Below are 21,463 nucleotides of genomic sequence, written 5' to 3' on the forward strand. Positions count from 1 at the left end.
ATGACTGCGCCCGGGGACGCGGCGGTGGGTGGAGACGGCGCGCCCGAGCACCTGGGCGCCGTGATGACCCGCGTCGCCCGGCAGCTCCAAGAGTCCCACGGCGACGTCGAGGCGACGCTGCAGGCGATCACCGCCGCGGCCGTCAGGACCGTGCCGAACGCCGACGAGTGCGGGATCAGCTACGTGATCGGCCGGTCGCGGGTCGAGTCCCGCGCGCCGACCGGCGACCTGCCGCGGCAGGTCGACGCCCTGCAGCAGCGCCTCGGGCAGGGCCCGTGCCTGGATGCGGTCTGGGAGGAGGAGGTCGTCCGCGTCGACGACGTCGGCACCGACGAGCGCTGGCCGGAGTTCGCCCGGCAGGCTGCCGACCTGGGGGTGCGCAGCATGCTGTGCTTCCAGTTGTTCGTCCACGGCGACCGACTGGGGGCGCTGAACACGTACTCCTCCGAACCCGACGCCTTCGACGACGAGAGCCAGGACGTCGGGCTGGTCTTCGCCGCGCACGCCGCCGTGGCGCTGGCCGGCGCCGAGCACGAGCAGAACCTGCGCGCCGGGATGACCAACCGGGACGTGATCGGGCAGGCCAAGGGCATCCTCATGGAGCGGCACAGGCTCACCGCCGACCAGGCGTTCGGGGTGCTCGCCCGGGCCTCCCAGCAGTTGAACCGGAAGCTGGTCGACATCGCCCGCGAGCTCACCGACACCGGCGCGGTGCCCGGCGGGGACCGCCGCTGGGACTGAGCGCCCGGACCGCGCGGTGGAGTGCGGTGCGAGCGGCTACTCGCGGACGACCCAGACCTCGGCCGGACCCTGCGGGGTCTTCTGCTCCTGCACCGGCTCGAACCGCTGGTAGACGCCGAACCAGCGGGGTCCGTCGTAGACCAGCACCGAGGAGGCCAGCTGCTCGGCGGGCACGTCGTCGATCTCGCCGTGCCGAGGGCCGCCCCAGTGGAAGATCAACGGCATGGGGGCAGGCTAGCCGTCTCGCGTCGCGGTGGTTCAGAGGCCGCCGCCCCGGCGGTCGGGAGCGACGAGGACGCCGGTGCCAGCGGCTGGCCCCAGCGGCGAGAGGCCCCGGCCAGTTCCCTGACCGGGGCCTCTCCGCGGAGGGTGAGTGACGGGGCTCGAACCCGCGACACCCAGGATCACAACCTGGTGCTCTACCAGCTGAGCTACACCCACCGTGACCCCGACCAGGTCGGGGCACCGGGACAACGATACCGGGCGGCTCAGGCCTCCGACGCGGCCGGGGGTGTGGTGCCCGGCTCACCGGCGTCCTCGGCGGCGAAGATCGCCGCGAAGGACTCGGTGACCTGCGCGGAGGCGGCCTGCGCCTCGGCCGTCGAGGGGCCGGAACCGTCCACGAACAGCGTCCTGCGGTAGTAGGCCAGCTCCCGGACCGACTCGATGATGTCGGCCAGCGCGCGGTGGGCCAGCCCCTTCTGCGGCTGGGCGAAGTACACCCGCGGGAACCAGCGGCGGGCGAGCTCCTTGATCGAGGAGACGTCGATCATCCGGTAGTGCAGGTGGTCGTCGAGCTCGGGCATGTCGCGCGCGAGGAACCCGCGGTCGGTGCCGATCGAGTTGCCGCACAGCGGTGCGGTCCGCCGCTCGGGGACGAAGCGCCGGACGTAGGCGAGCAGCTGCTGCTCGGCCTCGGCGACGGTGAGCGTCGCGGCGCGCACGGCCTCGGTGAGTCCGGACTTGGCGTGCATCTCGGTCACCACGTCGGCCATGCCGGCGAGGTCGGCGTCCGACGCGGAGATGACCAGGTCCAGCCCGGGGTCGAGGACGTTGAGCTCGGAGTCGGTGACCAGCACCGCGACCTCGATGAGCTTGTCCCGGGTCAGGTCCAGCCCGGTCATCTCGCAGTCGATCCAGACCAGGTGTCCCGCGCTGTCCGCCACGTCCGACGACCCTACGTCCCGCCCACCACGACCGCCCCGCGTGTCGGCTGCATAGCGCACCCGCCACACCGGTGCCACTCGAGGGGCGGGTGGAGGGCCGTTCCACCACTAGGCTCGGCGGCGATCCGTTCCGAGACCAGGAGTTCCGCCGTGCCCGCTGCCGCCGCACCTGCCGCGACCGACCGAGCGGTCCCCCCGGCTCCGGGGACCCTCGCCGCCGCTCTCCGGCACCCCCTGGCCACGCTGCGCTGGCTCTGGGCGGCCTACGCGACCCCCGGGCGGCCCGGCCGGCCCACGGCGCCGCAGGAGCTGCGCTGGATCTACACGGCGTGGCTGGGCGCGTTCCTCCTGAAGATGCTCGGCTCCTCCTGGGACGTCTCCTGGCACTTCAAGTGGCTGCGCGACGACCTGGCCCCGCCGCACCTGCTCAACTCCGCCGGCACCGCGGTGGTGGTCGCGCTGGTGGTCTTCCACAGCTACACCGGCTACGGCGTCGACCGCCGGGCGCTGCGCCTGATGCAGGGGGGCATCGCCACCTTCCTGGTCGCCATCCCCATCGACATCCTCAACCACCGCATCAACGGCCTGGACATCACCAGCTGGAGCCCCAGCCACGCGCTGCTCTACATCGGGACGGCGATCATGCTGGCCGGGGCGATCCGCGGCTGGTGGCTGTACGCCGCGCCCGGCCGCACCCGCGACCTCGTCTCGCTGGGGCTCTGGCTGTTCTTCGTCGAGAACGTCGTCTTCCCCAACCAGCACCAGGAGTACGGCGTCCTGTCGCTGCAGGCCTACGAGGCCGGCCGGACGACGGCCGAGCCGCAGCTGCTGGACTTCGCCGCCTCCCAGGGGCAGACGCCGACGATGTTCATGCTGCCGGTGCCCTCCTGGGTGCACCCGGCCTGGATGCTCTGCGCCGGCCTGCTCGCGCTCGCGGTGGCCCGGAAGCTGGTCGGCCTGCGCTGGACGGCGACCGCCGTCGCGGCCACCTACCTCGCCTACCGCGGCGTCATGTGGCTGGGCCTGGTCGCGCTGGACTTCCCGCCGTCGGTGCTCCCGCTGGCGCTGCTGGCCGGGGCGGTCGCGATCGACCTCGCGGTGACCCTGCGGCTGCCGGGCTGGGTGGCCGGGCCCCTGGTCGCCACGGCCTTCTACGCCGCCGGTGCCGCCCAGGACGCGATCGGCTTCCTGCCGCCCTGGAACTGGGATCCGGAGGTGGTGCTCCTGACCGGTGTCGTCTTCACCGCCCTCTGGACGGCGGTCGACGCGGTGGGCCGCAGCCGGTGGCTGGCCGCCTGGGCGCGCCCGGTCGAACCCGGCCGCGAGGACGCGGCGAACCCGGTGGTGGGCGCGGCCGCAGGCGGCGCGCCGACCCGCTGAGGGCTCCGGCCCTCCGCGTCACATGACGTAACGTTCGGATGACAGAGCTCCGCCGGGGGCGGATCGCCGTCGATCCCCGTGCCCCGGCCCCAGCGCTGGCGCGGCTCCCTGCCGCCCCGCCCGCCAGACCCGCTCGGAGGACGACGTGCTGCCCCTCACCCCCATGCCGCTGCAGACGGCGGGGGAGCGTGCGCTTTTCGCCGAGCTGACCCGCTGGGACACCGGCAGCGCGGTCCGGGGGGCGGTCGTGGCCTCCATCCCGGTCGTCGACGGGCCGATGGAGCGGCGGCTCTCCGACGCGGTCCTGTTCGTGCCCGAGGGGCTGGCGGTCGTCCGGGTCGTCGAGGTGGTCCGCCAGAGCGGCGTGGTGACCGCGTCGCCGGAGGGTGCCTGGACGATCGGGAGCGAGCCAGGCAGGCCCGGCGACGTGCTCCAGCTGTCCGGGGGCGGCTCCTCGCCCCTGGACGGGCTCATGCGCGCCGGCATGGACGCCGCCGTCCGGCTGCGGCGGGCCGGGCTCGAGCCCGGCCGGATCGCCCGGCTCACCGTGCTGGTCGGCGACCTCGCCGGCCTGGTGCCCGCGGACGGCGATCTGGGCGAGGGCGACCAGGTCGCCCTGGCCGACCCGCGCTCGTTGCTGCTGGGCATCGCCCGCGTCGCGCGCTACACCGGCGTGGACAACCCCCGGCTGTGGACCACCGCCGACGTCCGCGCGGCCCTCGAGGCGCTGGGCCTGGCCGGCCGCGCTCCCACGGTGCAGGAGCTCAACGGTGAGGGTTTCCCGTACTCGCCGTACGTGCTGCGCACCCCCGAGCTGCTGGCCCCCGCCGCGATGACGGCTGCCCCCCGGAGCCCGGCTGCGGCCGCCGCTCCCGCTGCGCCCGCCCCGGCACCCTCACCATCCCCGGCACCGGCACCGGCACCAGCACCGCCCAGCCGGCCGCTGGTCGACCCCGCGGCCGCGGCCGCGGTGGCCGCCGCCGCCATCCGCGCCGACGAGGAGGCCGCCGCCCGCGCCGCGGCGGCCGGGGACGCCGCGGTGGCCCACACTCCCGCTCCCGTCGCGCCCGCGGCACCGGCGGAGCCCGCCGACGGGGCGTCCCGGGCCCGTCCGATGGACACCCTCGTCGGCCCGACCGTCGGCGTGACGGCCGACGAGACCGGCGGCATCGGCGGCCTGTTCGCCGGCGCCGAGCCGGAGGAGCGCACGAGGGCCGCGGAGCCCGCCGCGCCGGTCGCCGCACCCCCGGCCGCCCGGCCGCCGCTGGCCGACGGCGTCCCGCTGGTCGGGCCCCGGCAGCGCCCGCGGTCCGCGCGGCGGACCGCGGTGCTGGTGTCTGCGGCCCTGCTGCTGGTCGTCGTCCTCGGGATCGGCGCGGCGCTGCTGTTCGGCGGCAACGACGACGACCGCGCGTCGGCCGGCACGGGGACGTCGGAGGCGGGGGACACCACCGCACCGGCGGAGGTGGCGCCGGGGCCCGCGACCGGCGACCGCGAGGTGGTGGACGGCCGGACGTTCGTCGTCCGCGGCGTGCGGGTCGACGACACGTGCGCGGGCAACGCCTACGGGGCGGTGGCCGACTTCTTCGCCGACACCGACTGCGCCGGCCTGGGGCGGGCGCTCTACTCGACCGACGTCGACGGGCGGCCGGTCGTCGTGTCGGTCTCGGTGGTCGACATGGGCGACTCCGCGGCCGCGCGGGCGCTGCGGGCGCTGGCCGACCGCAACGGCAGCGGCAACGTCAGCGACCTGCTGCGCGAGGGGGTCCGTTACGACGGTGGTCCCGACCAGCTGTCGAAGGCGGAGTACGCCAGCGCGGTGTCCGGCAGCACCGTGACCATCATCGAGACCGCGTGGGCCGGCGGCGGCACGAAGGGCAGCGCCGAGGACCTCGACGTCGTGGCGTCGTCGGCGCTGACGCTGCCGATGCCCGACCCGACCGCCTGAGGCCCCGTCCAGCGCACCGCCCGGGCGTGGGAGGGGTGGGGAGGACGGGGTCCTCCCTCTCAGGCGGTGGCGGCGGCCTCGGCCATCGTCGCGAGCAGGGCGGCCATCTGGGTCCGCGGCACGCGCCCGGCGCTGTGCGGGGTGGAGTTGACCAGCCCGAACACCGCGTGCGCCCGTGCCCGGCTCGTCGCGGCGTCCGCCTGCGGGTGCAGCCGGCCCAGGACGCCGACCCACACCTCCACGTAGCGGCGCTGCAGGCGGCGCACCTGTGCGGCCTCGTCGTCGGGCAGCGTGCCGAGGTCCCGGTCGTGCACCGTGATCAGCGCGGGGTTGTCGAGGGCGAAGTCGACCTGGAAGGCGATCAGCGTCCGCAGCTGGGCGAGCGGGTCGTCCCCGGCGGCGGCCACCCGCTCGGTGCCGCCGGCCAGCAGCCGCTCGCTGATCCGCAGCAGCATCTCGGCGAGCATCGCGTCCTTGCTGGCGAAGTGCCGGTAGATCGCCGGCCCGGTGACGCCCACCGCCGCGCCGACGTCGTCGACGCCGACAGCCCGGGCACCGCGCTCGGCGAACAGCTGGGCGGCCGCCCGCAGGATCTGCTCGCGCCGGGACGGGCGCGCCGCGTCGGAGTGCAGCGCGGTGTCCACCTCGGTCACGGGAGGGATGTTAACGCTCGTTGACCGTTCGCGTGAACCGTCGTTAACATCGCCGCCGTGGACGCACCTGTGCTCTCCCGCACACCGACCGCCGACGGGGAGGCCGCCGCCCGCAACGCCGCGGCCCACGCCGCGCTGGTCGCGGACCTGGCCGGGCAGCTGCGCACCGTGGCCCTGGGCGGGGGTGAGCGCGCCCGGGAGCGGCACGTCGCCCGCGGCAAGCTGCTGCCGCGCGAGCGGGTGGACGCGCTGCTCGACCCGGGCAGCCCCTTCCTCGAGCTGTCCCCGCTGGCCGCCCACGGCCTCTACGACGGCGAGGCCCCGGCCGCCGGGATCATCACCGGCATCGGGCGGGTCTCCGGGCGCGAGTGCGTCGTCGTCGCCAACGACGCCACCGTCAAGGGCGGCACCTACTACCCGATGACGGTGAAGAAGCACCTGCGGGCACAGGAGGTGGCGCTGCACAACCGGCTGCCCTGCGTCTACCTGGTCGACTCCGGCGGGGCCTTCCTGCCGATGCAGGACGAGGTCTTCCCCGACCGCGAGCACTTCGGTCGGATCTTCTACAACCAGGCCACCATGTCCAAGGCCGGCATCCCGCAGATCGCCGCCGTCCTCGGGTCCTGCACCGCCGGCGGTGCCTACGTGCCGGCGATGAGCGACGAGGCGGTCATCGTCCGGGAGCAGGGCACGATCTTCCTCGGCGGCCCGCCGCTGGTGAAGGCCGCGACCGGCGAGGTGGTGACCGCCGAGGAGCTCGGCGGCGGCGACCTGCACAGCCGGGTCAGCGGGGTCACCGACCACCTGGCCGAGGACGACGCCCACGCGCTGCAGCTCGTGCGGCAGATCGTCGCCACCCTGGGCCCGCGCAGCCCGCGCCCCTGGGACGTCGAGCCGGCCTGCGAACCGCTGTACCCGCCGGAGTCGGTCTACGAGGTGGTGCCGCCGGACCCGCGCACCCCCTACGACGTGCGCGAGGTGATCGCCCGGCTGGTCGACGGCAGCCGGTTCGCCGAGTTCAAGCCGCTCTACGGGCAGACGCTGGTCACCGGCTTCGCGCGGCTGCACGGCCACCCGGTCGGGATCATCGCCAACAACGGGGTCCTGTTCAGCGAGTCGGCGCTCAAGGGTGCGCACTTCATCGAGCTGTGCGACCGCCGGAGCACCCCGCTGCTGTTCCTGCAGAACATCACCGGCTTCATGGTGGGCCGCGACTACGAGGCCGGGGGCATCGCCAAGCACGGCGCCAAGATGGTCACCGCGGTCGCCTGCGCCCGGGTGCCCAAGCTGACCGTCGTCATCGGCGGCTCGTTCGGCGCGGGCAACTACTCGATGTGCGGCCGGGCCTACTCGCCCCGGTTCCTCTTCACCTGGCCCAACGCCCGCATCTCGGTGATGGGCGGGGAGCAGGCGGCCTCGGTGCTCGCCCAGGTGCGCCGCGACGGGCTGGAGGCGCGAGGCGAGGAGTGGCCGGCCGAGGACGAGGAGGCGTTCAAGGAGCCGATCCGCGACCAGTACGAGCACCAGGGGCACCCCTACTACGCCACCGCCCGGCTGTGGGACGACGGCGTGATCGACCCCGCGCAGACCCGCACCGTGCTGGGGTTGGCCCTGTCCGCCTGCGCCAACGCGCCGTTGGAGGACGTCGGCTACGGCGTCTTCCGGATGTGAGGGCCGCGCACGTGTTCGACACCGTCGTGGTCGCGAACCGCGGTGAGATCGCCGTCCGGGTCATCCGCACGCTGCGGGCCATGGGCATCCGCTCGGTGGCCGTGTACAGCGCGGCCGACGCCGGGGCGCGGCACGTCCGGGAGGCCGACGTCGCCGTCCCGATCGGCCCGGCTCCCGCCGTCGACAGCTACCTGTCCATCGAGCGGGTGCTCGACGCCGCCGTCCGCGCCGGCGCGCAGGCCGTGCACCCGGGCTACGGCTTCCTGTCGGAGAACGTCGAGTTCGCCCGTGCCTGCGAGAAGGCGGGGATCGTCTTCATCGGCCCGCCGGTCGCGGCCAGCGAGGCGATGGGCGACAAGATCCGGGCCAAGCGGACCGTGATGGCCGCCGGCGTGCCCGTCGTCCCCGGCCGGACCGAGCCGGGCATGGACGACGACACGGTGGCCGCCGCCGCGGTCGAGGCCGGCTTCCCGGTGCTGCTCAAGCCGAGCGCCGGCGGGGGCGGCAAGGGCATGCGGGTGGTCCGGTCGGAGGCCGAGCTGCGCGACGCGATCGCCGCCGCCCGGCGGGAGGCCCGCGGCTCGTTCGGCGACGACACCCTGCTGGTCGAGCGCTACATCGGCTCGGCGCGGCACATCGAGGTGCAGGTGCTCGGTGACGCGCACGGCACCGTCGTCCACCTGGGGGAGCGCGAGTGCAGCCTGCAGCGGCGGCACCAGAAGGTCGTCGAGGAGGCGCCGTCCCCGCTGCTGTCCCCGGCGCAGCGGTCGGCCATGGGGCAGGCCGCGGTCGAGGCCGCCCGCGCGGTCGGCTACACGAGCGCGGGCACCGTCGAGTTCATCGTCGACGCCGAACGGCCGACCGACTTCTTCTTCCTCGAGATGAACACCCGGCTGCAGGTCGAGCACCCGGTCACCGAGATGGTCAGCGGCCTGGACCTGGTGGAGCTGCAGGTGCGGGTGGCGGCTGGGGAGCGGCTGCCGTTCGGCCAGGACGACGTCCGGCTCGACGGGCACGCGATCGAGGCCCGGCTCTACGCCGAGGACCCCGCCCGCGGCTTCCTCCCGCAGACCGGCACCGTGCTGGGCCTGCGCGAGCCCGCCGGCGCCGGCATCCGGCTGGACAGCTCGCTGGCCGTCGGCTCGGTCGTCGGCACCGACTACGACCCGATGCTGGCCAAGGTGGTCGCGTACGGCCCCGACCGGGAGACCGCGCGGGCGCGGCTGGTCGGTGCGCTCGGGCACACCGCCGTCCTCGGGGTGCCGACCAACACCGCCTTCCTGCGGGCGCTGCTCACCGACCCCGACGTGGTGGCCGGCCGGCTGGACACCGGGCTCATCGAGCGGCGCGGGGAGGCGCTCACCGCGGCCGACCCGGTGCCGCCGTCGGTGTACGCCGCGGCCGCCCTGGCACTGCTGGTGGAGGCCGAGCCGGCCGGACCGCTGGTGGACCGCTGGGACGTCCCCGACGGCTGGCGGCTCGGTGAGCCCGCCTGGACGGTGCGCCGGCTGCAGGCCGCCGGGGGTGAGCCGGTGACCGTGCGGGTCCGCGGGCGGGCCTCGGCCGCCGAGGTCCGCGTGGGGGACGGCGACCCGGTGCCCGCGTCGGCGGAACGGGACGGCGGCGAGCTCGCCGTGACCCTGGACGGCGTCACGTCGCGGTACGCCGTCGTCCACGCCGGCGGGGACGTCTGGCTGGCCGCGAACGGCCGGGTGACGGCCTTCCGCGAGCACGAGCGGCTGCACTCCGCGACCGAGGGTGCTGCTGACGGCGGCGTGGTCACCGCCCCCATGCCCGGGACGGTGACCGTGGTGCAGGTGGCGCTCGGCGACCGGGTGGAGGCGGGGACCCCGCTGCTGGTCGTCGAGGCGATGAAGATGGAGCACGTGCTGACCGCCCCCGTCGCGGGGACGGTCGCCGAGCTCTCGGTGGAGGCCGGCCGATCGGTCCGGCTCGACGAGCGGGTGGCCGTGGTGACCCCATCGGCCGCCGACGAGGGGGAGTGACCGACGGTGCTGGACTACCGGCTCGACGAGGAGACCGAGGCCCTGCGCAAGGTGGTGCGCGAGTTCGCGCACGACGTGATCGCGCCGCAGATCGGGGAGTTCTACGAGCGCGACGAGTTCCCGACCGCGATCGTGCGGCAGATGGGTGAGCTCGGCCTGTTCGGGCTGCCGTTCCCCGAGGAGTACGGCGGGTCGGGGGGCACCTACTTCGACCTGTGCGTGGCGCTGGAGGAGCTGGCGCGGGTGGACTCGTCGGTGGCGATCACCCTCGAGGCCGGCGTCTCGCTCGGCGCGATGCCGCTCCACCGGTTCGGCACCGAGGAGCAGAAGCAGCGCTGGCTGCCCCGGCTGTGCGCCGGGGAGGCGCTGGGCGCGTTCGGGCTGACCGAGCCCGGCGGCGGCTCGGACGCCGGCGCCACCCGCACCACCGCGCGCCTGGAGGACGGGCACTGGGTGCTCAACGGCTCCAAGGCGTTCATCACCAACTCCGGCACCGAGCTGACCGAGCTGGTGACCGTCACCGCGGTCACCGGCACCCGCCCGGACGGCGGCAAGGAGATCTCGGCGATCGCCATCCCCTCCGGGACGCCGGGGTTCACCGTCGGCCAGCGGTACTCCAAGGTCGGGTGGAACGCCTCGGACACCCGCGAGCTGTCCTTCAGCGACTGCCGCGTGCCGGAGGAGAACCTGGTCGGCGAGCGGGGGCGCGGGTACGCGCAGTTCCTGTCGATCCTCGACGAGGGCCGGATCGCCATCTCCGCGCTGGCGGTGGGTCTGGCGCAGGGGTGTGTCGACGAGTCAGTGAAGTACGCCGGGCAGCGGGAGGCGTTCGGGCAGCCGATCGGCCGCAACCAGGCGATCCAGTTCATGATCGCCGACATGGAGGTGCGGGCCTCCACCGCGCGGCTGGCCTACTACCGGGCGGCGGAGAAGATGCTGCGCGGTGAGCCGTTCAAGCGCGAGGCCGCGATCGCCAAGCTCTACAGCTCGGAGATCGCGATGGACAACGCCCGCTACGCCACCCAGGTGCACGGCGGCTACGGCTTCATGAACGAGTTCCCGGTCGGCCGCTTCTACCGCGACGCGAAGATCCTGGAGATCGGCGAGGGGACCAGCGAGGTGCAGCGGATGCTCATCGCCCGCGACCTCGGCGTCGCCTGACCGGGCCGAGGCGCCCCCCCCCGCGATCATGGAGTCCGGGATGTGACACGCGGGCGAGGGTCGGCGTGTCGTCCCCGCGGCTCCATGATCGCGGCAGGGGCGGGGTGGGCCGCGGCAGGGGTGGGGTGGGCCGCTCCTCCGCTCAGGCGGTGACGTCGACGAGGACCTTGCCGACGGCGCCCTCCTCGACGGCCCGCTGCGCCTGCGCGGTTTCGGCGAGCGGGAACACGTGCAGCGGCAGCCCGGCGTCCTCCCCGACCCGGACGGCGCCGTCGAGGACGGCGGCGTTCACGTCCTCGACGGCGATCGCCTTGGCCCGCTCGGGTTCGGTGTAGACGAGGACGAACTGCCAGCGGACGTTGGGCCCCATCTGAGCGCGGACCGGCAGGGTCACCTCGTCGCCGCCGTTGTTGGCGTAGACCGCCACCGCGCCGTGCAGGCCGACGACCTGCGCGTCGACGGCGGCGTTCTGCGCGGGGGCCACCTCGACGACCGCGTCGACGCCCTTGGGGGTGATGCGGCGGACCTCGGCGACGACGTCCTGCTCGCGGTAGTCGACGACGTGGCTGGCCCCCGCCGCGGCGGCCAGCTGGGCCTTGCGGGGGCTGCTGACCGTGGCGATGACGGTGGCGTCGGCCCAGCGCGCCAGCTGGATCGCGGCGTTGCCGACCGCGCCGGCGCCGCCCTGCACGAGCACGGTGTGCCCGGTCAGGGAGCCGGGCCCCAGCCGATCGGGGAGCGACTCGGCGACGGTCAGGCAGCGGTGCGCGGTGAGGAACGGGATGCCCAGCGCCGCACCCAGCTCGAAGGACGGGGCGGGACCGAGCAGCACGACGTGCCGGGCCGGGACGACGGTGTACTCGGCGGCGGTGCCGAACGGCCGCTGCCAGGCCGCCTCCCAGATCCACACCCGCTCACCGACCAGCACCGGGTCGACCCCCTCGCCGACGGCGTCCACGGTGCCGGAGCCGTCCTGGTGGGGGATCTGCCCGTCGGCGCCGAACGCGGCGCCACCGGTCGCCCCGCTGCGGCTCTTCCAGTCGGTGGGGTTGACCCCGGAGAAGGCGACCCGCACCCGCACCTCGCCGGGGCCGGGCTCGGGGGTGGGGCGGTCGACGAGCTGGAGGACGTCCGCGTCGCCGGTCTGCGTGTAGGTGATGGCTCGCACGGGTCCTGCCTACCCGGACCGGGCGGGGTGCCGCAGCCCGAGACCGGGGTCAGTCGGCGCTCGGCACGCGTTCGGGCACGGCGACGGTCAGCAGGACGACGGCGTCCTCGTCGGCGGTCAGGGCGTGCCGGCGCGGCGGGATCGGCGCCAGCTGGTGCGGTCGGAGCTCCAGGACGTCGTCGCCGGCCACCAGCCGGGCCGAACCGCGCAGCACCAGCAGGCTGGCCGCTCCGGGCGCTTCGTGCTCGGCGAGCGACGCACCGGCCAGCAGTGCCAGCACCGCCTGACGCAGGCCCTCCGCGGGGTGCGGCAGGGACCGGGCGGCCCGGCGTGCGGGTGGTGCGGCGGCCTGCGCCAGCAGCTGGTCGGCGAGTTCCTGCAGATCGGTCACCGTGCCTCCTCAGCGCCAGGTGCGGGTCTCCGGACGGCGTCCCAGCACGCGGGTCACCTCGCGGGCAGCGTCCCCGTCGGCATTGACCAGCACCGGGCGGGAGGTGCCGGCGAACAGCGGGAGGTCCGAGGGACTGTCGCTGTAGACGGCCACCCACGGTGGCGGGTGGCCGCGGTCGGTCAGCGCCGCCACCTTCGTCTCGCCCATGACGCGCCGCACCCGCAGCGGCCACAGCGACCCGGTCGAGCCGACGACGTCGACGTCCCCCAGGCCGAGCGCGGTGAGGAACCCGCGGGCCATCGTCTCCTCGCAGCCGGTCGCCACCACGACGCGGTGGCCCTGCCGCTGGTGCTGCCGCACGCATGCGACGGCCTCGGCGACGGCGGCCTCCGGCCTGCGGGCCAGGGCGTGCCGGTAGGCCTCGGCGACCGCGGCCACGTCGCCGGCCGGCTGCCGGCCGACGGTCACGCGGGTGAGGAGGCGGGCGGCCAGCGGACGGGTCCAGGGCAGCGTGGCGCCGACCAGCAGCAGGGGGGCGAGGACCAGCAGGGGCAGGACGCGCAGCGGCGACTGGCGCAGCCGGCCGGAGAGGAACAGCGTCGAGGCGTCCCCGCCGAGCAGCACCTTGTCCAGGTCGACCACCACCGTCGGGCTCATCCCGGGGGTGTACCGGAGGGCACGGGCGCGGGAAACCTGCGTCTCCGCACTCCGCTGCCGGGTCGAGGGGCTCGCGTTGCCGGGTGCGGCGGCCTTTGGTGAGGTCGGGCGGTGCCTCCGCTGCTGCCCCGCCTGGTCCCCTCCCCGGTGCGGCGGGTGCGGCGCTACCGGGAGGTCACCGGCCGGTTCCCGCCGCTGCTGCGGCCCCGGACCTTCAACGAGAAGCTCAACTGGCGCATCTGCTTCGACCGCCGCGCCCTGCTGGCGCACACCTGCGACAAGCTCGCGATGAAGGAGCACGCGCGGCGGCGCGGGCCCTCAGGGCTGCGGATCCCGCGGACCCTGTGGGCCGGCACGGACGTCGCCGGGCTCGCCGGGGTGGAGCTGCCGGCGCACTGGGTGCTCAAGCCCGTCCACTCCTGCCGCCGGGTGCTGGTCGGCTCCGGAGCGGCCGATCCCGCCGACCTCGCCGCGCGCACGGCGGGGTGGGTGGAGGAGCGGTACTGGCGGCTCAGCGAGGAGTGGGCCTACCGGCGGGCACGGCCGGGCCTGCTGGTCGAGGAGTTCGTCGGGGTGCCCGGCCAGGTGCCGGTGGACCTGAAGGTCCTCGTCCTCGACGGGGTGCCGCGGGTGGTGGAGGTGCACACCGCCCGTGGGCCGGACCACCGGATCCGGTTCCGCACGCCCGACTGGGAGCCGCTGCCGTGGACCGCCGGCTACCGGTGCGGGCCGGACACCGCGCCGCCGGACCGACTGGCGGACATGCTCGCCGCCGCGGCGGCGCTGGCCGCGGGCTACGACATGCTGCGCGTCGACTTCTACGAGCACGCCGGGCAGCTGTGGTTCGGCGAGCTGACGCCCTATCCCGGGGCCGGCTGGACGCGGCTGGAGCCGGAGTTCGACGAGCTGCTCGGCAGCTGGTGGACGCTGCCCTGGCACCGCCGTCGCGCGCCGGTCCTGCCGCTGCCGCAGGGGGACGACCTGCCGGAGGAGCGCGCCGCCGCCTGACCGCCGTCCCCACAACGGGTGAGGCCCACGGCGCACCGCTGCAGCCGGGCCGCCTTCGCCACGATGACAACGGCGTCCGCCCTCCTGCCCCGCCGCCTGGCGGCCCTGCTGCCCGAGGGACGACGGCTGCCCAACGAGGTCTGGCGGCGTCGGCACCGCGTCCTCGTCTGGACCGCCGTCGCCCAGGCGGGAGCCCTCGGCGTGCTGCCGAACTGCTCGAGGACCTCACCGCGGCTCGCGCGGCCGGCCAGCTCGCGGTGCACTACCAGCCGACCATCGACCTCGCGTCCGGCGGCACCACCGGCTCCGAGGCGCTGCTGCGCTGGCACCCCCCCGCGGGCTGGTCTCCCCGAGCGAGTTCGTGCCGCTGGCCGAGGCGGGCGGGCAGATCGTCGAGATCGGCCGGTGGGTGCTCGGCGAGGCCACCCGCCAGGCAGCCGCCTGGTCGGTGCAGGCAGGGCGGCCGATCAGCATGGCGGTCAACCTCTCGCCCCGGCAGCTGGCCGACGACGACGTCGTGACGGCGGTGCACGCCGCGCTCGAGGCCAGCGGCCTGCCCGCCCGCCAGCTGACGCTGGAGGTGACCGAGGGGGTGCTCGTCCGGGACGTCGACCTGGTCGTGCGCCAGCTGCGGGCGCTGCGCGCACTCGGTGTCCGCATCGCCATCGACGACTTCGGCACCGGCTACTCGAGCCTGTCCTACCTGCGCCGGCTGCCCGCGGACATCGTCAAGATCGACCGCAGCTTCGTGCAGGACCTGGGCACCGGCGGCCGGACGACGACCCTGGTCGCCTCGATCATCGGGCTGGCCCGCAGCCTGCACCTGGACGTCGTCGCCGAGGGCGTGGCGACCGACCAGCAGCGGTCGGTGCTCCGCGGGCTGGCCTGCTCGCACGCCCAGGGGTACCTGTTCGGCCGGCCGGCGCCCGCCACGGCGCAGCAGCCGCCGGCCCAGCTCGCCGTCCCCGCGCCCCGCGGCCCGGTGGCCACCGTCCGCTGATCCCGCTCCCGGCGGCCCCGTCCCGGCCCCTGCAGGGTCCCGCCGCGTGCTCGGGAGCGGTGGGGCAGGGGGTCCTCCCTCAGACCGGGGTGATCGACAGCGTCAGCGCGCGGCGGCCCTCCTCCGACCGCGCAGTGGCCAGGCGCTCGGCCGACGGCGTGCCGTACTCGGTGGTGCGCTGACGGGCGGGGCGGCCGATCGCGGCGGCCATCCCCTCCAGCTCGGCGATGGTCTTCAGCGAGCCGTTCTCGCTGCCGGCCATGCGGCTGATCGTCTCCTCCATCAGCGTGCCGCCGAGGTCGTTGGCGCCGCCCTGCAGCACCGCCTGGGTGCCGGCCTCGCCGAGCTTGACCCACGAGGTCTGGATGTTCGGGATCCGGCCGTGCAGCAGCAGCCGGGCCACGGCGTGCACCGCCCGGTTCTCCCGCACCGTGGGCCCGGGGCGCGCCACGCCGGCCAGGTAGATCGGCGAGCTGTGGTGCACGAAGGGCAGCAGCACGAACTCGGTGAAGCCGCCGGTCTCGTCCTGCACCCGGGCCAGCGTGCGCAGGTGCGCCACCCAGTGCGCGGGGGTGTCGACGTGGCCGTACATCATCGTCGACGTCGTGGGGATGCCCACCCGGTGCGCGGTCGTGATGATCTCGATCCACGTCGCGGTCGGCAGCTTGCCCTTGGTCAGCACCCAGCGGACGTCGTCGTCGAGGATCTCCGCCGCGGTGCCCGGGATGCTGTCGAGCCCGGCCTCCCTGGCCGCGGTCAGGAACTCCTCGAACGACAGGCCCGTTCGGGCGGCGCCGTTGACGATCTCCATGGGCGAGAAGGCGTGCAGGTGGATGCCCGGCTGGCGGCGCTTCACCTCGCGGGCGAGGTCGAGGTAGGCGGTGCCGGGCAGGTCGGGGTGGATGCCGCCCTGCATGCAGATCTCGGTCGCCCCGGCCCGCCACGCCTCGTCGACCCGGTCGCCGACCTGCTGCATCGACAGGGTGTAGGCGTCGGCGTCGGTGCGCCGCTGGGCGAAGGCGCAGAACCGGCAGCCGGTGTAGCAGACGTTGGTGAAGTTGATGTTCCGGTTGACGACGTAGGTGACGTCGTCGCCGTTGACGTCCCGGCGGACGGCGTCGGCCAGCGCGCACAGGTGCTCGAGGTCGCTGCCGTCGGCGCCGAGCAGCGTCAGGTACTCGGCGTCGCTGAGCCCGGCCGGGGCGGCCTCGGCGCGCAGCAGCGCCGCGAGCACCTCGGGGTCGCCGGCGGCCAGGGCGGTCGACCCCGCCGACCGGGCGGCCGCGGTGCGGTCGCGGAGCTCGCCCCAGTCCCCGTAGACCGCGTCGAAGTCGCTGCGCCGGTCGGTGGTGCGCCCGACGGTGTCGACCTCGACGTGCAGCTCGGTGCGGCCCGAGGAGGTCCACACCTCGTCCGGCTCCTGCCAGGGCAGCCCAGCGGGCACCCGGCCCTCCACGGCGAGCCCGTCCGGCCCGGCCAGCGCGGCCACGTGCGGGCGCACCCGCGGGTCGATCCACGGCTCGGGCGAGCGGACGTAGGGCGGCTGGGCGGCCAGCCGCTCGCGGAGGGTGAACCCGGCCTCGGCGGTCAGCGCGGCCAGCTCGTCGATGTTGGGCCACGGCCGCTCGGGGTTGACGTGGTCGGGGGTCAGCGGCGAGACCCCGCCCCAGTCGTCGACGCCCGCGCGCAGCAGCAGGCCCAGCTCGGTGGAGTCGGACAGGTTCGGCGGGGCCTGCACGCGCACCTTCGGGCCGAGCAGCAGCCGGGTGACGGCGACCGCGGCGACGTACTCCTGGAGCTCCAGGTCGTCGGCGCCGGCCATCGCGGTGCGCGGCTTGGCCCGGAAGTTCTGGACGATGACCTCCTGCACGTGCCCGTGCCGGGCGTGCGCGGCGCGGATCTGCAGGACGGCGTCCACCCGCTCGGCGGCGTCCTCCCCGATGCCCAGCAGCACGCCCGTGGTGAACGGGACGGCGGACCGCCCGGCGTCCTCCAGCACCCGCAGCCGCACCCGCGGCTCCTTGTCCGGCGACCCGAAGTGCGGGCCGCCCCGCTCGGACCACAGCCGGGTCGCGGTGGTCTCGAGCATCATGCCCATCGACGCCGACACCGGCTTGAGCCGCTGGACCTCCTCCCAGCTGAGCACCCCGGGGTTGAGGTGGGGCAGCAGCCCGGTCTCCTCCAGCACCCGGATCGCCATCGCCCGCAGGTAGGCCAGGGTGGAGTCGAAGCCGTGCGCCTCGAGCCACTCGGCGGCGACCGGCCAGCGGTCCTCCGGGCGGTCGCCGAGCGTGAACAGCGCCTCCTTGCACCCCAGCGCGGCCCCGGCGCGGGCGATGCCGAGCACCTCGTCGGGGGACAGGAACGGCGCCTTCCCCTCCCGGCGGAGCGCGCCGGGCGTGGTCACGAACGTGCAGTAGTGGCAGCGGTCGCGGCACAGGTGGGTCAGCGGGATGAACACCTTGCGGCTGTAGGTCACCACCCCGGGACGGCCGGCCGAGGCCAGACCCGCGTCGCGGACCCGGGAGGCCGCGGTGAGCAGCCGGTCCAGGGGTTCGCCGGGGCCCAGCCCGCGCGCGGACAGCAGGATCTCGGCCTCGGTGGCGTCCAGCGTCACGCCGCGGTCGGCGCGGGCCAGCGCGCGGCGGAGGCCGGAGTCGGTGGGCGGCAGCGGCTCGGTCATCGCGGCCGACGCTAGTCGAAGGACCCCGTCCTCCCCATCCTGCGCACGCTCAGGTCGGGGCCCGGGACGGGGCCACGGCGGGATCCTGCACGGAGGCCGCGGGATCAGGCTCGGCCGGCCGGGCCGCCGGTGCCCTCGACGTACCGGCCCCGCAGCCGCACCAGGGGGACCGCGCCCGCGTCGAGCACCGGCACGTCCTCCACCTCGAGCAGCGCGACCACGTGGTCGCCGGCCTCGACGACCCGGTGCAGCCGGCAGTCCAGCGCCGCCAGGGCCCCGTCGAGCACGATCGCCCCACTGCCGGCCGCCCGGCTCCACGGCACCGACTCGAGCAGGTGCCGCGCGCCGGGCCGCCCGGCCGACGAGAAGCGGCTGGCGAGGATCGCCTGGGGGGCGGCGAGCACGGTCAGCGCGCACCGGCCGACGGCGGTGAGCACCTCGGCCGGGTAGCCGTCCGCGGTCAGCCCCACGGCGACCAGCGCCGGTTCGGCCGACACGCTCATGACCGACGACACCGTCGTCCCGACGTCGTCGATGTCGTCCCGCACCGTCAGCAGGCACACCCCGGCGGCGTACTGGCGGAGGGCCTCGGTGAAGGTGGCGGGGTCGACCGGCATGGCGGCCAGTCGACCACACCGCCAGGATCCTCCAGGTGGCCGATGCAGAGCAGACCTACGACGTCGTCGTCCTCGGGGGCGGGTCGACCGGGGAGAACGTCGCCGACACCGTCGTCCGGGGCGGCCTGACCGCCGCCCTCGTCGAGAGCGACCTGGTCGGTGGCGACTGCTCCTACTGGGCGTGCATGCCCAGCAAGGCGCTGCTGCGGGGCACCGAGGCGCTCGCCGCCGTCCGCGCGGTGGACGGCGCGCGGCAGGCCGTGACCGGTGAGCAGGACGTCGCCGCGACGCTCGCCCGCCGGGACGCGTTCACCGCCCACTGGGACGACTCGGGCCAGGCCCGGTGGGTCGAGGGCGCGGGCATCGACCTGCTCCGCGGCACCGGCCGGCTCGACGGCGCACGCACGGTCGTCGTCAGCGGGCCCGACGGCTCCCGGACCCGGCTGACCGCCCGGCACGCCGTCGCGGTGTGCACCGGCTCGGAGGCCGCCGTCCCGCCGGTCGACGGCCTGGCCGACGTCGGGCCCTGGACCCCGCGGGAGGCGACCAGCGCCAAGGAGGTCCCCGGCCGGCTGCTCGTCGTGGGTGGTGGGTACGTCGGCTGCGAGATGGCCACGGCCTGGCAGGCGCTGGGCGCGCGGGTCACCCTGCTGCAGCGCGCCGACCGGCTGCTCGACGACATGGAGCCCGAGGCCGGGGACGCGGTCGCCGCTGCGCTGCGGGAACGGGGCGTCGACGTCCGGCTCGGCACCGACGTCACCGCCGCGCGTCGGGACGGCGACGAGGTGGTGCTGCGCTGCACGCACGGCGAGGTGCGCGGTGACGAGGTGCTCGTCGCGGTCGGCCGGCGGGCCCGCACCGGGGACCTCGGGCTGGACTCGGTGGACCTCCCGCCGGGGGAGTACCTCGACGTCGACGACTCGCTGCAGGTGCGCGGCCTGCCCTGGCTCTACGGGGTGGGCGACGTCAACGGCCGCCGGCAGCTCACGCACATGGGCAAGTACCAGGCCCGGCAGGCCGGCGCGGCGATCGTCGCCCGCGCCCGCGGGGAACGGGTGTCCCTGGCCGACTGGTCGCCGTGCGCCGCCACCGCCGACCGCGTCGCCACGCCGTCGGTGGTCTTCACCGATCCACAGGTGGCCACCGTCGGGCTCACCCGGGCGCAGGCCGGGCAGGCCGGCGTGCCGCACGTGGCCGTGCAGTACGACCTCGGCAGTGTCGCCGGGGCGCAGCTGTCCGCCGACGGCTACGAGGGGACGGCGGTGGCGGTCGTCGACCCGGAGCGGGAGGTGCTGCTCGGGGTCACCTTCGTCGGCGCGGGCGTGGCCGACCTGCTGCACGCAGCGACCATCGCAGTGGTGGGCGAGGTGCCGATCGCCCGGCTGTGGCACGCCGTCCCGGCCTTCCCGACGACGAGCGAGATCTGGCTGCGGCTGCTCGAGGCCTACCGGGACGCGTCGGCCCGGTCGAGCAGCAGCAGGCCGTAGGCGGCGAGGCTCGGCCCGTCGCTGAACCGGCCCGCGCGGACCATCGCGCGCAGCTCGGCCTCGGGCACGAACGCCGACCGCATGTCGGCCTCGGTGGCCTCCCGCGCGGTCGGGCCGGGGGTGAGGTCGGTGGCCAGCCAGACGTCGAACTCCTGGGTCGACAGGCCCGGGGCGAGGTCGAGGTGGCCGAGGTGGCGCAGTGACCCGGCGCGCAGGCCGGTCTCCTCGGCGAGCTCGGCGCGGGCCAGCTCCACCGGCGTGCCGCCCGCACCGTGCGACCAGGTGCCCTGCGGGAACTCCCAGGCCCGCCGTCCCACCGGGTGGCGGAACTGCTCGACCAGCCAGAAGCCGCCGTCCTCGAACGGCAGGACGACGGCGAAGTGCGGCTTCTCCACCACGCCGTACACCCCGGCCGACCCGTCGGCGCGCTCGACGGTGTCCTCCCGGACCCGGATCCACGGGTTCCGGTAGACCTCCCTGCTGCTCGTCGTCCGCACGGGGCCATCCTGCGGGGAGGTCGGCGTCGCGGCAGCGCGTGCGGCGCCGGAGTGGTCACCGGCAGCTCGCCCTCGACGGTGGCGGTGGCCCGTGACCGGCCGGGGTGGCCCGTCGCCCTCCACCGTCGCGGTGCAGGCGACCGTCGTCGTCCCCTCTCCGCGAGCTCCACCCGGTGCACCCGGGCCTCCCCGACGGCGAACTCCTCGACCGCAGGGGTCGGCCGTCGCAGAGCACGGTGAGCCGCTCCTCGGCGGGGGCCGCGGCGGCCACCTGCAGCAGCGCCGTCGCCGGTGCGGGGGAGGAGGTGGTCATCGTCGCCGCGACGTCGGTCCGCATGCCCCATCGTGGCGTCGGCGCAGGTCGGAGGGGTGTGGGGGCGGTCACCACACCTGGGACCGGTCCGCGTGGGGACGGCGTGCTGGAGTGGGAGCGTGCAGCTCGAGCCCTCCCGGACCACCTGGCGCCGCTACGTCGCCCTCGGCGACTCCTTCACCGAGGGGCTGGCCGACCCCGACCCGCAGCGCCCCGGGGAGTACCGCGGCTGGGCCGACCGGCTCGCCGAGCACCTGGCCGCCGCCACCGACGGCGACCTGGAGTACGCCAACCTCGCCGTCCGCGGCCGGCTGCTGGACCAGGTCGTCGCGGAGCAGGTGCCGGTGGCGCTGGGCGCGCGGCCGGACCTGGTGAGCCTGGTGGCCGGGGGCAACGACCTGCTGCGGCCCGGCGCCGACCCCGACCGGCTGGCCGCCACGCTGGAGGACGCCGTGGCCCGGTTCCGGGCCGCGGGCGCCGACGTGCTGCTGGCGACCGGCGTCGACCCGCGGCAGACGCCGATCATCCGCCGCACGCGCGGGCGGGTCGCGGTGTTCAACGCCTCCCTGTGGTCGATCGCGGCCCGGCACGGGGCCGTCGTCCTCGACCAGTGGGGCGCCGACTGGCTGCAGGACTGGCGCATGTGGGACACCGACCGCATCCACCTCACCGACGAGGGGCACCGGCGGACGGCGCTGGCGGCCGCGACGGCGCTCGGGCTGCCGGTCGGTGACGACTGGCGCACCCCGCTGCCGCCACAGCCGAGGCGCGCGTTCCGGGCGGCCCTGGCCGAGGAGGCCGCGTGGGTGCGCGGCTTCGTCGCCCCGTGGATCGGCCGCCGGCTGCGCGGGCGGTCGTCCGGGGACGGCCGCGCGGCCAAGCGGCCGGTGCCGCTCGCCCTGCCCCGCGCCTGACC

The 21,463-nt window shown here is 75.6% G+C and carries 19 protein-coding genes and 1 tRNA gene; 10 read left to right on the forward strand and 10 right to left on the reverse strand.

Annotated features, from left to right (window positions below; genetic code table 11):
• A complete protein-coding gene (locus tag ACI79I_RS00885; RefSeq protein WP_456990117.1) occupies window positions 1-741 on the forward strand; it encodes a GAF and ANTAR domain-containing protein in 741 nt (246 codons plus the stop codon).
• A 36-nt stretch (window positions 742-777) separates the two neighbouring features.
• On the opposite strand, the gene ACI79I_RS00890 is transcribed toward ACI79I_RS00885, so the two are convergent.
• The 3 genes from ACI79I_RS00890 to orn all read right to left on the reverse strand — a co-directional run bounded on the left by ACI79I_RS00890 (window position 778) and on the right by orn (window position 1,907).
• Window positions 778-966, reverse strand: a complete 189-nt coding sequence (locus tag ACI79I_RS00890; protein WP_456990119.1) for a hypothetical protein — start codon at window positions 964-966, stop codon at window positions 778-780.
• A 143-nt stretch (window positions 967-1,109) separates the two neighbouring features.
• Window positions 1,110-1,182: transfer RNA gene (locus ACI79I_RS00895), tRNA-His, on the reverse strand.
• 47 nt (window positions 1,183-1,229) lie between these two features.
• Window positions 1,230-1,907: an oligoribonuclease gene (gene orn / locus ACI79I_RS00900; RefSeq protein WP_456990121.1), complete on the reverse strand. Its 678-nt coding sequence runs from the start codon at window positions 1,905-1,907 to the stop codon at window positions 1,230-1,232.
• A gap of 150 nt (window positions 1,908-2,057) precedes the next feature.
• On the opposite strand from orn, the gene ACI79I_RS00905 reads away from it, so the two are divergent.
• Both ACI79I_RS00905 and ACI79I_RS00910 read left to right on the forward strand, forming a co-directional pair.
• Entirely contained in the window at window positions 2,058-3,287 is a 1,230-nt protein-coding gene (locus ACI79I_RS00905; RefSeq protein ID WP_456990123.1) for a hypothetical protein, read from the forward strand.
• A gap of 145 nt (window positions 3,288-3,432) precedes the next feature.
• Entirely contained in the window at window positions 3,433-5,235 is a 1,803-nt protein-coding gene (locus ACI79I_RS00910; protein ID WP_456990125.1) for a hypothetical protein, read from the forward strand.
• 59 nt (window positions 5,236-5,294) lie between these two features.
• Here ACI79I_RS00910 and ACI79I_RS00915 read toward each other — a convergent pair whose 3' ends face one another.
• A complete protein-coding gene (locus tag ACI79I_RS00915; protein WP_456990127.1) occupies window positions 5,295-5,888 on the reverse strand; it encodes an SACE_7040 family transcriptional regulator in 594 nt (197 codons plus the stop codon).
• Between the two features lie 57 nt (window positions 5,889-5,945).
• Between ACI79I_RS00915 and ACI79I_RS00920 the strand changes: the two genes are divergently transcribed.
• The 3 genes from ACI79I_RS00920 to ACI79I_RS00930 are packed head-to-tail and all read left to right on the forward strand — an operon-like array spanning window position 5,946 to window position 10,726.
• A complete protein-coding gene (locus ACI79I_RS00920; RefSeq protein ID WP_456990129.1) occupies window positions 5,946-7,559 on the forward strand; it encodes a carboxyl transferase domain-containing protein in 1,614 nt (537 codons plus the stop codon).
• A gap of 11 nt (window positions 7,560-7,570) precedes the next feature.
• Window positions 7,571-9,565 carry an ATP-binding protein gene (locus tag ACI79I_RS00925; RefSeq protein ID WP_456990131.1) on the forward strand — a complete coding sequence of 665 codons (1,995 nt, stop codon included), beginning with the start codon at window positions 7,571-7,573 and terminating at the stop codon, window positions 9,563-9,565.
• Between the two features lie 6 nt (window positions 9,566-9,571).
• The gene (locus ACI79I_RS00930; protein ID WP_456990133.1) at window positions 9,572-10,726 is read left to right on the forward strand and encodes an acyl-CoA dehydrogenase family protein; all 1,155 of its coding nucleotides are present in this window, start codon (window positions 9,572-9,574) and stop codon (window positions 10,724-10,726) included.
• 142 nt (window positions 10,727-10,868) lie between these two features.
• Here ACI79I_RS00930 and ACI79I_RS00935 read toward each other — a convergent pair whose 3' ends face one another.
• Genes ACI79I_RS00935 through ACI79I_RS00945 form a run of 3 tightly spaced genes read right to left on the reverse strand, consistent with a single transcriptional unit; the run spans window position 10,869 to window position 12,942 of the window.
• Window positions 10,869-11,894, reverse strand: a complete 1,026-nt coding sequence (locus ACI79I_RS00935) for an NADPH:quinone reductase (RefSeq protein ID WP_456990135.1) — start codon at window positions 11,892-11,894, stop codon at window positions 10,869-10,871.
• Window positions 11,895-11,943: 49 nt separating this feature from the next.
• Complete coding sequence (locus ACI79I_RS00940; RefSeq protein WP_456990137.1) at window positions 11,944-12,285, reverse strand: hypothetical protein; 342 nt, start codon at window positions 12,283-12,285, stop codon at window positions 11,944-11,946.
• Between the two features lie 9 nt (window positions 12,286-12,294).
• The gene (locus ACI79I_RS00945) at window positions 12,295-12,942 is read right to left on the reverse strand and encodes a haloacid dehalogenase-like hydrolase (RefSeq protein ID WP_456990139.1); all 648 of its coding nucleotides are present in this window, start codon (window positions 12,940-12,942) and stop codon (window positions 12,295-12,297) included.
• A 111-nt stretch (window positions 12,943-13,053) separates the two neighbouring features.
• Here ACI79I_RS00945 and ACI79I_RS00950 point away from each other — a divergent pair, with 111 nt between their 5' ends.
• Entirely contained in the window at window positions 13,054-13,950 is an 897-nt protein-coding gene (locus ACI79I_RS00950) for an ATP-grasp fold amidoligase family protein (RefSeq protein WP_456990141.1), read from the forward strand.
• 361 nt (window positions 13,951-14,311) lie between these two features.
• Entirely contained in the window at window positions 14,312-14,950 is a 639-nt protein-coding gene (locus tag ACI79I_RS00955) for an EAL domain-containing protein (protein ID WP_456990143.1), read from the forward strand.
• Between the two features lie 79 nt (window positions 14,951-15,029).
• On the opposite strand, the gene ACI79I_RS00960 is transcribed toward ACI79I_RS00955, so the two are convergent.
• Window positions 15,030-17,633: a bifunctional FO biosynthesis protein CofGH gene (locus tag ACI79I_RS00960; RefSeq protein ID WP_456990145.1), complete on the reverse strand. Its 2,604-nt coding sequence runs from the start codon at window positions 17,631-17,633 to the stop codon at window positions 15,030-15,032.
• 104 nt (window positions 17,634-17,737) lie between these two features.
• Entirely contained in the window at window positions 17,738-18,250 is a 513-nt protein-coding gene (locus tag ACI79I_RS00965) for a flavin reductase family protein (RefSeq protein WP_456990148.1), read from the reverse strand.
• 35 nt (window positions 18,251-18,285) lie between these two features.
• On the opposite strand from ACI79I_RS00965, the gene ACI79I_RS00970 reads away from it, so the two are divergent.
• Complete coding sequence (locus ACI79I_RS00970; RefSeq protein ID WP_456990150.1) at window positions 18,286-19,737, forward strand: dihydrolipoyl dehydrogenase family protein; 1,452 nt, start codon at window positions 18,286-18,288, stop codon at window positions 19,735-19,737.
• Here the strand turns inward: ACI79I_RS00970 and ACI79I_RS00975 are convergent.
• Complete coding sequence (locus ACI79I_RS00975; protein WP_456990152.1) at window positions 19,695-20,234, reverse strand: NUDIX domain-containing protein; 540 nt, start codon at window positions 20,232-20,234, stop codon at window positions 19,695-19,697. The two genes, ACI79I_RS00970 and ACI79I_RS00975, sit on opposite strands and share 43 nt — an antisense overlap.
• A 432-nt stretch (window positions 20,235-20,666) precedes the next feature.
• On the opposite strand from ACI79I_RS00975, the gene ACI79I_RS00980 reads away from it, so the two are divergent.
• On the forward strand, window positions 20,667-21,461 hold the full coding sequence (locus ACI79I_RS00980; protein WP_456990154.1) for an SGNH/GDSL hydrolase family protein: 795 nt from the start codon (window positions 20,667-20,669) through the stop codon (window positions 21,459-21,461).
• Window positions 21,462-21,463 lie beyond the last annotated feature (2 nt).

The organism is Geodermatophilus sp. SYSU D01105 (genome assembly GCF_054050095.1).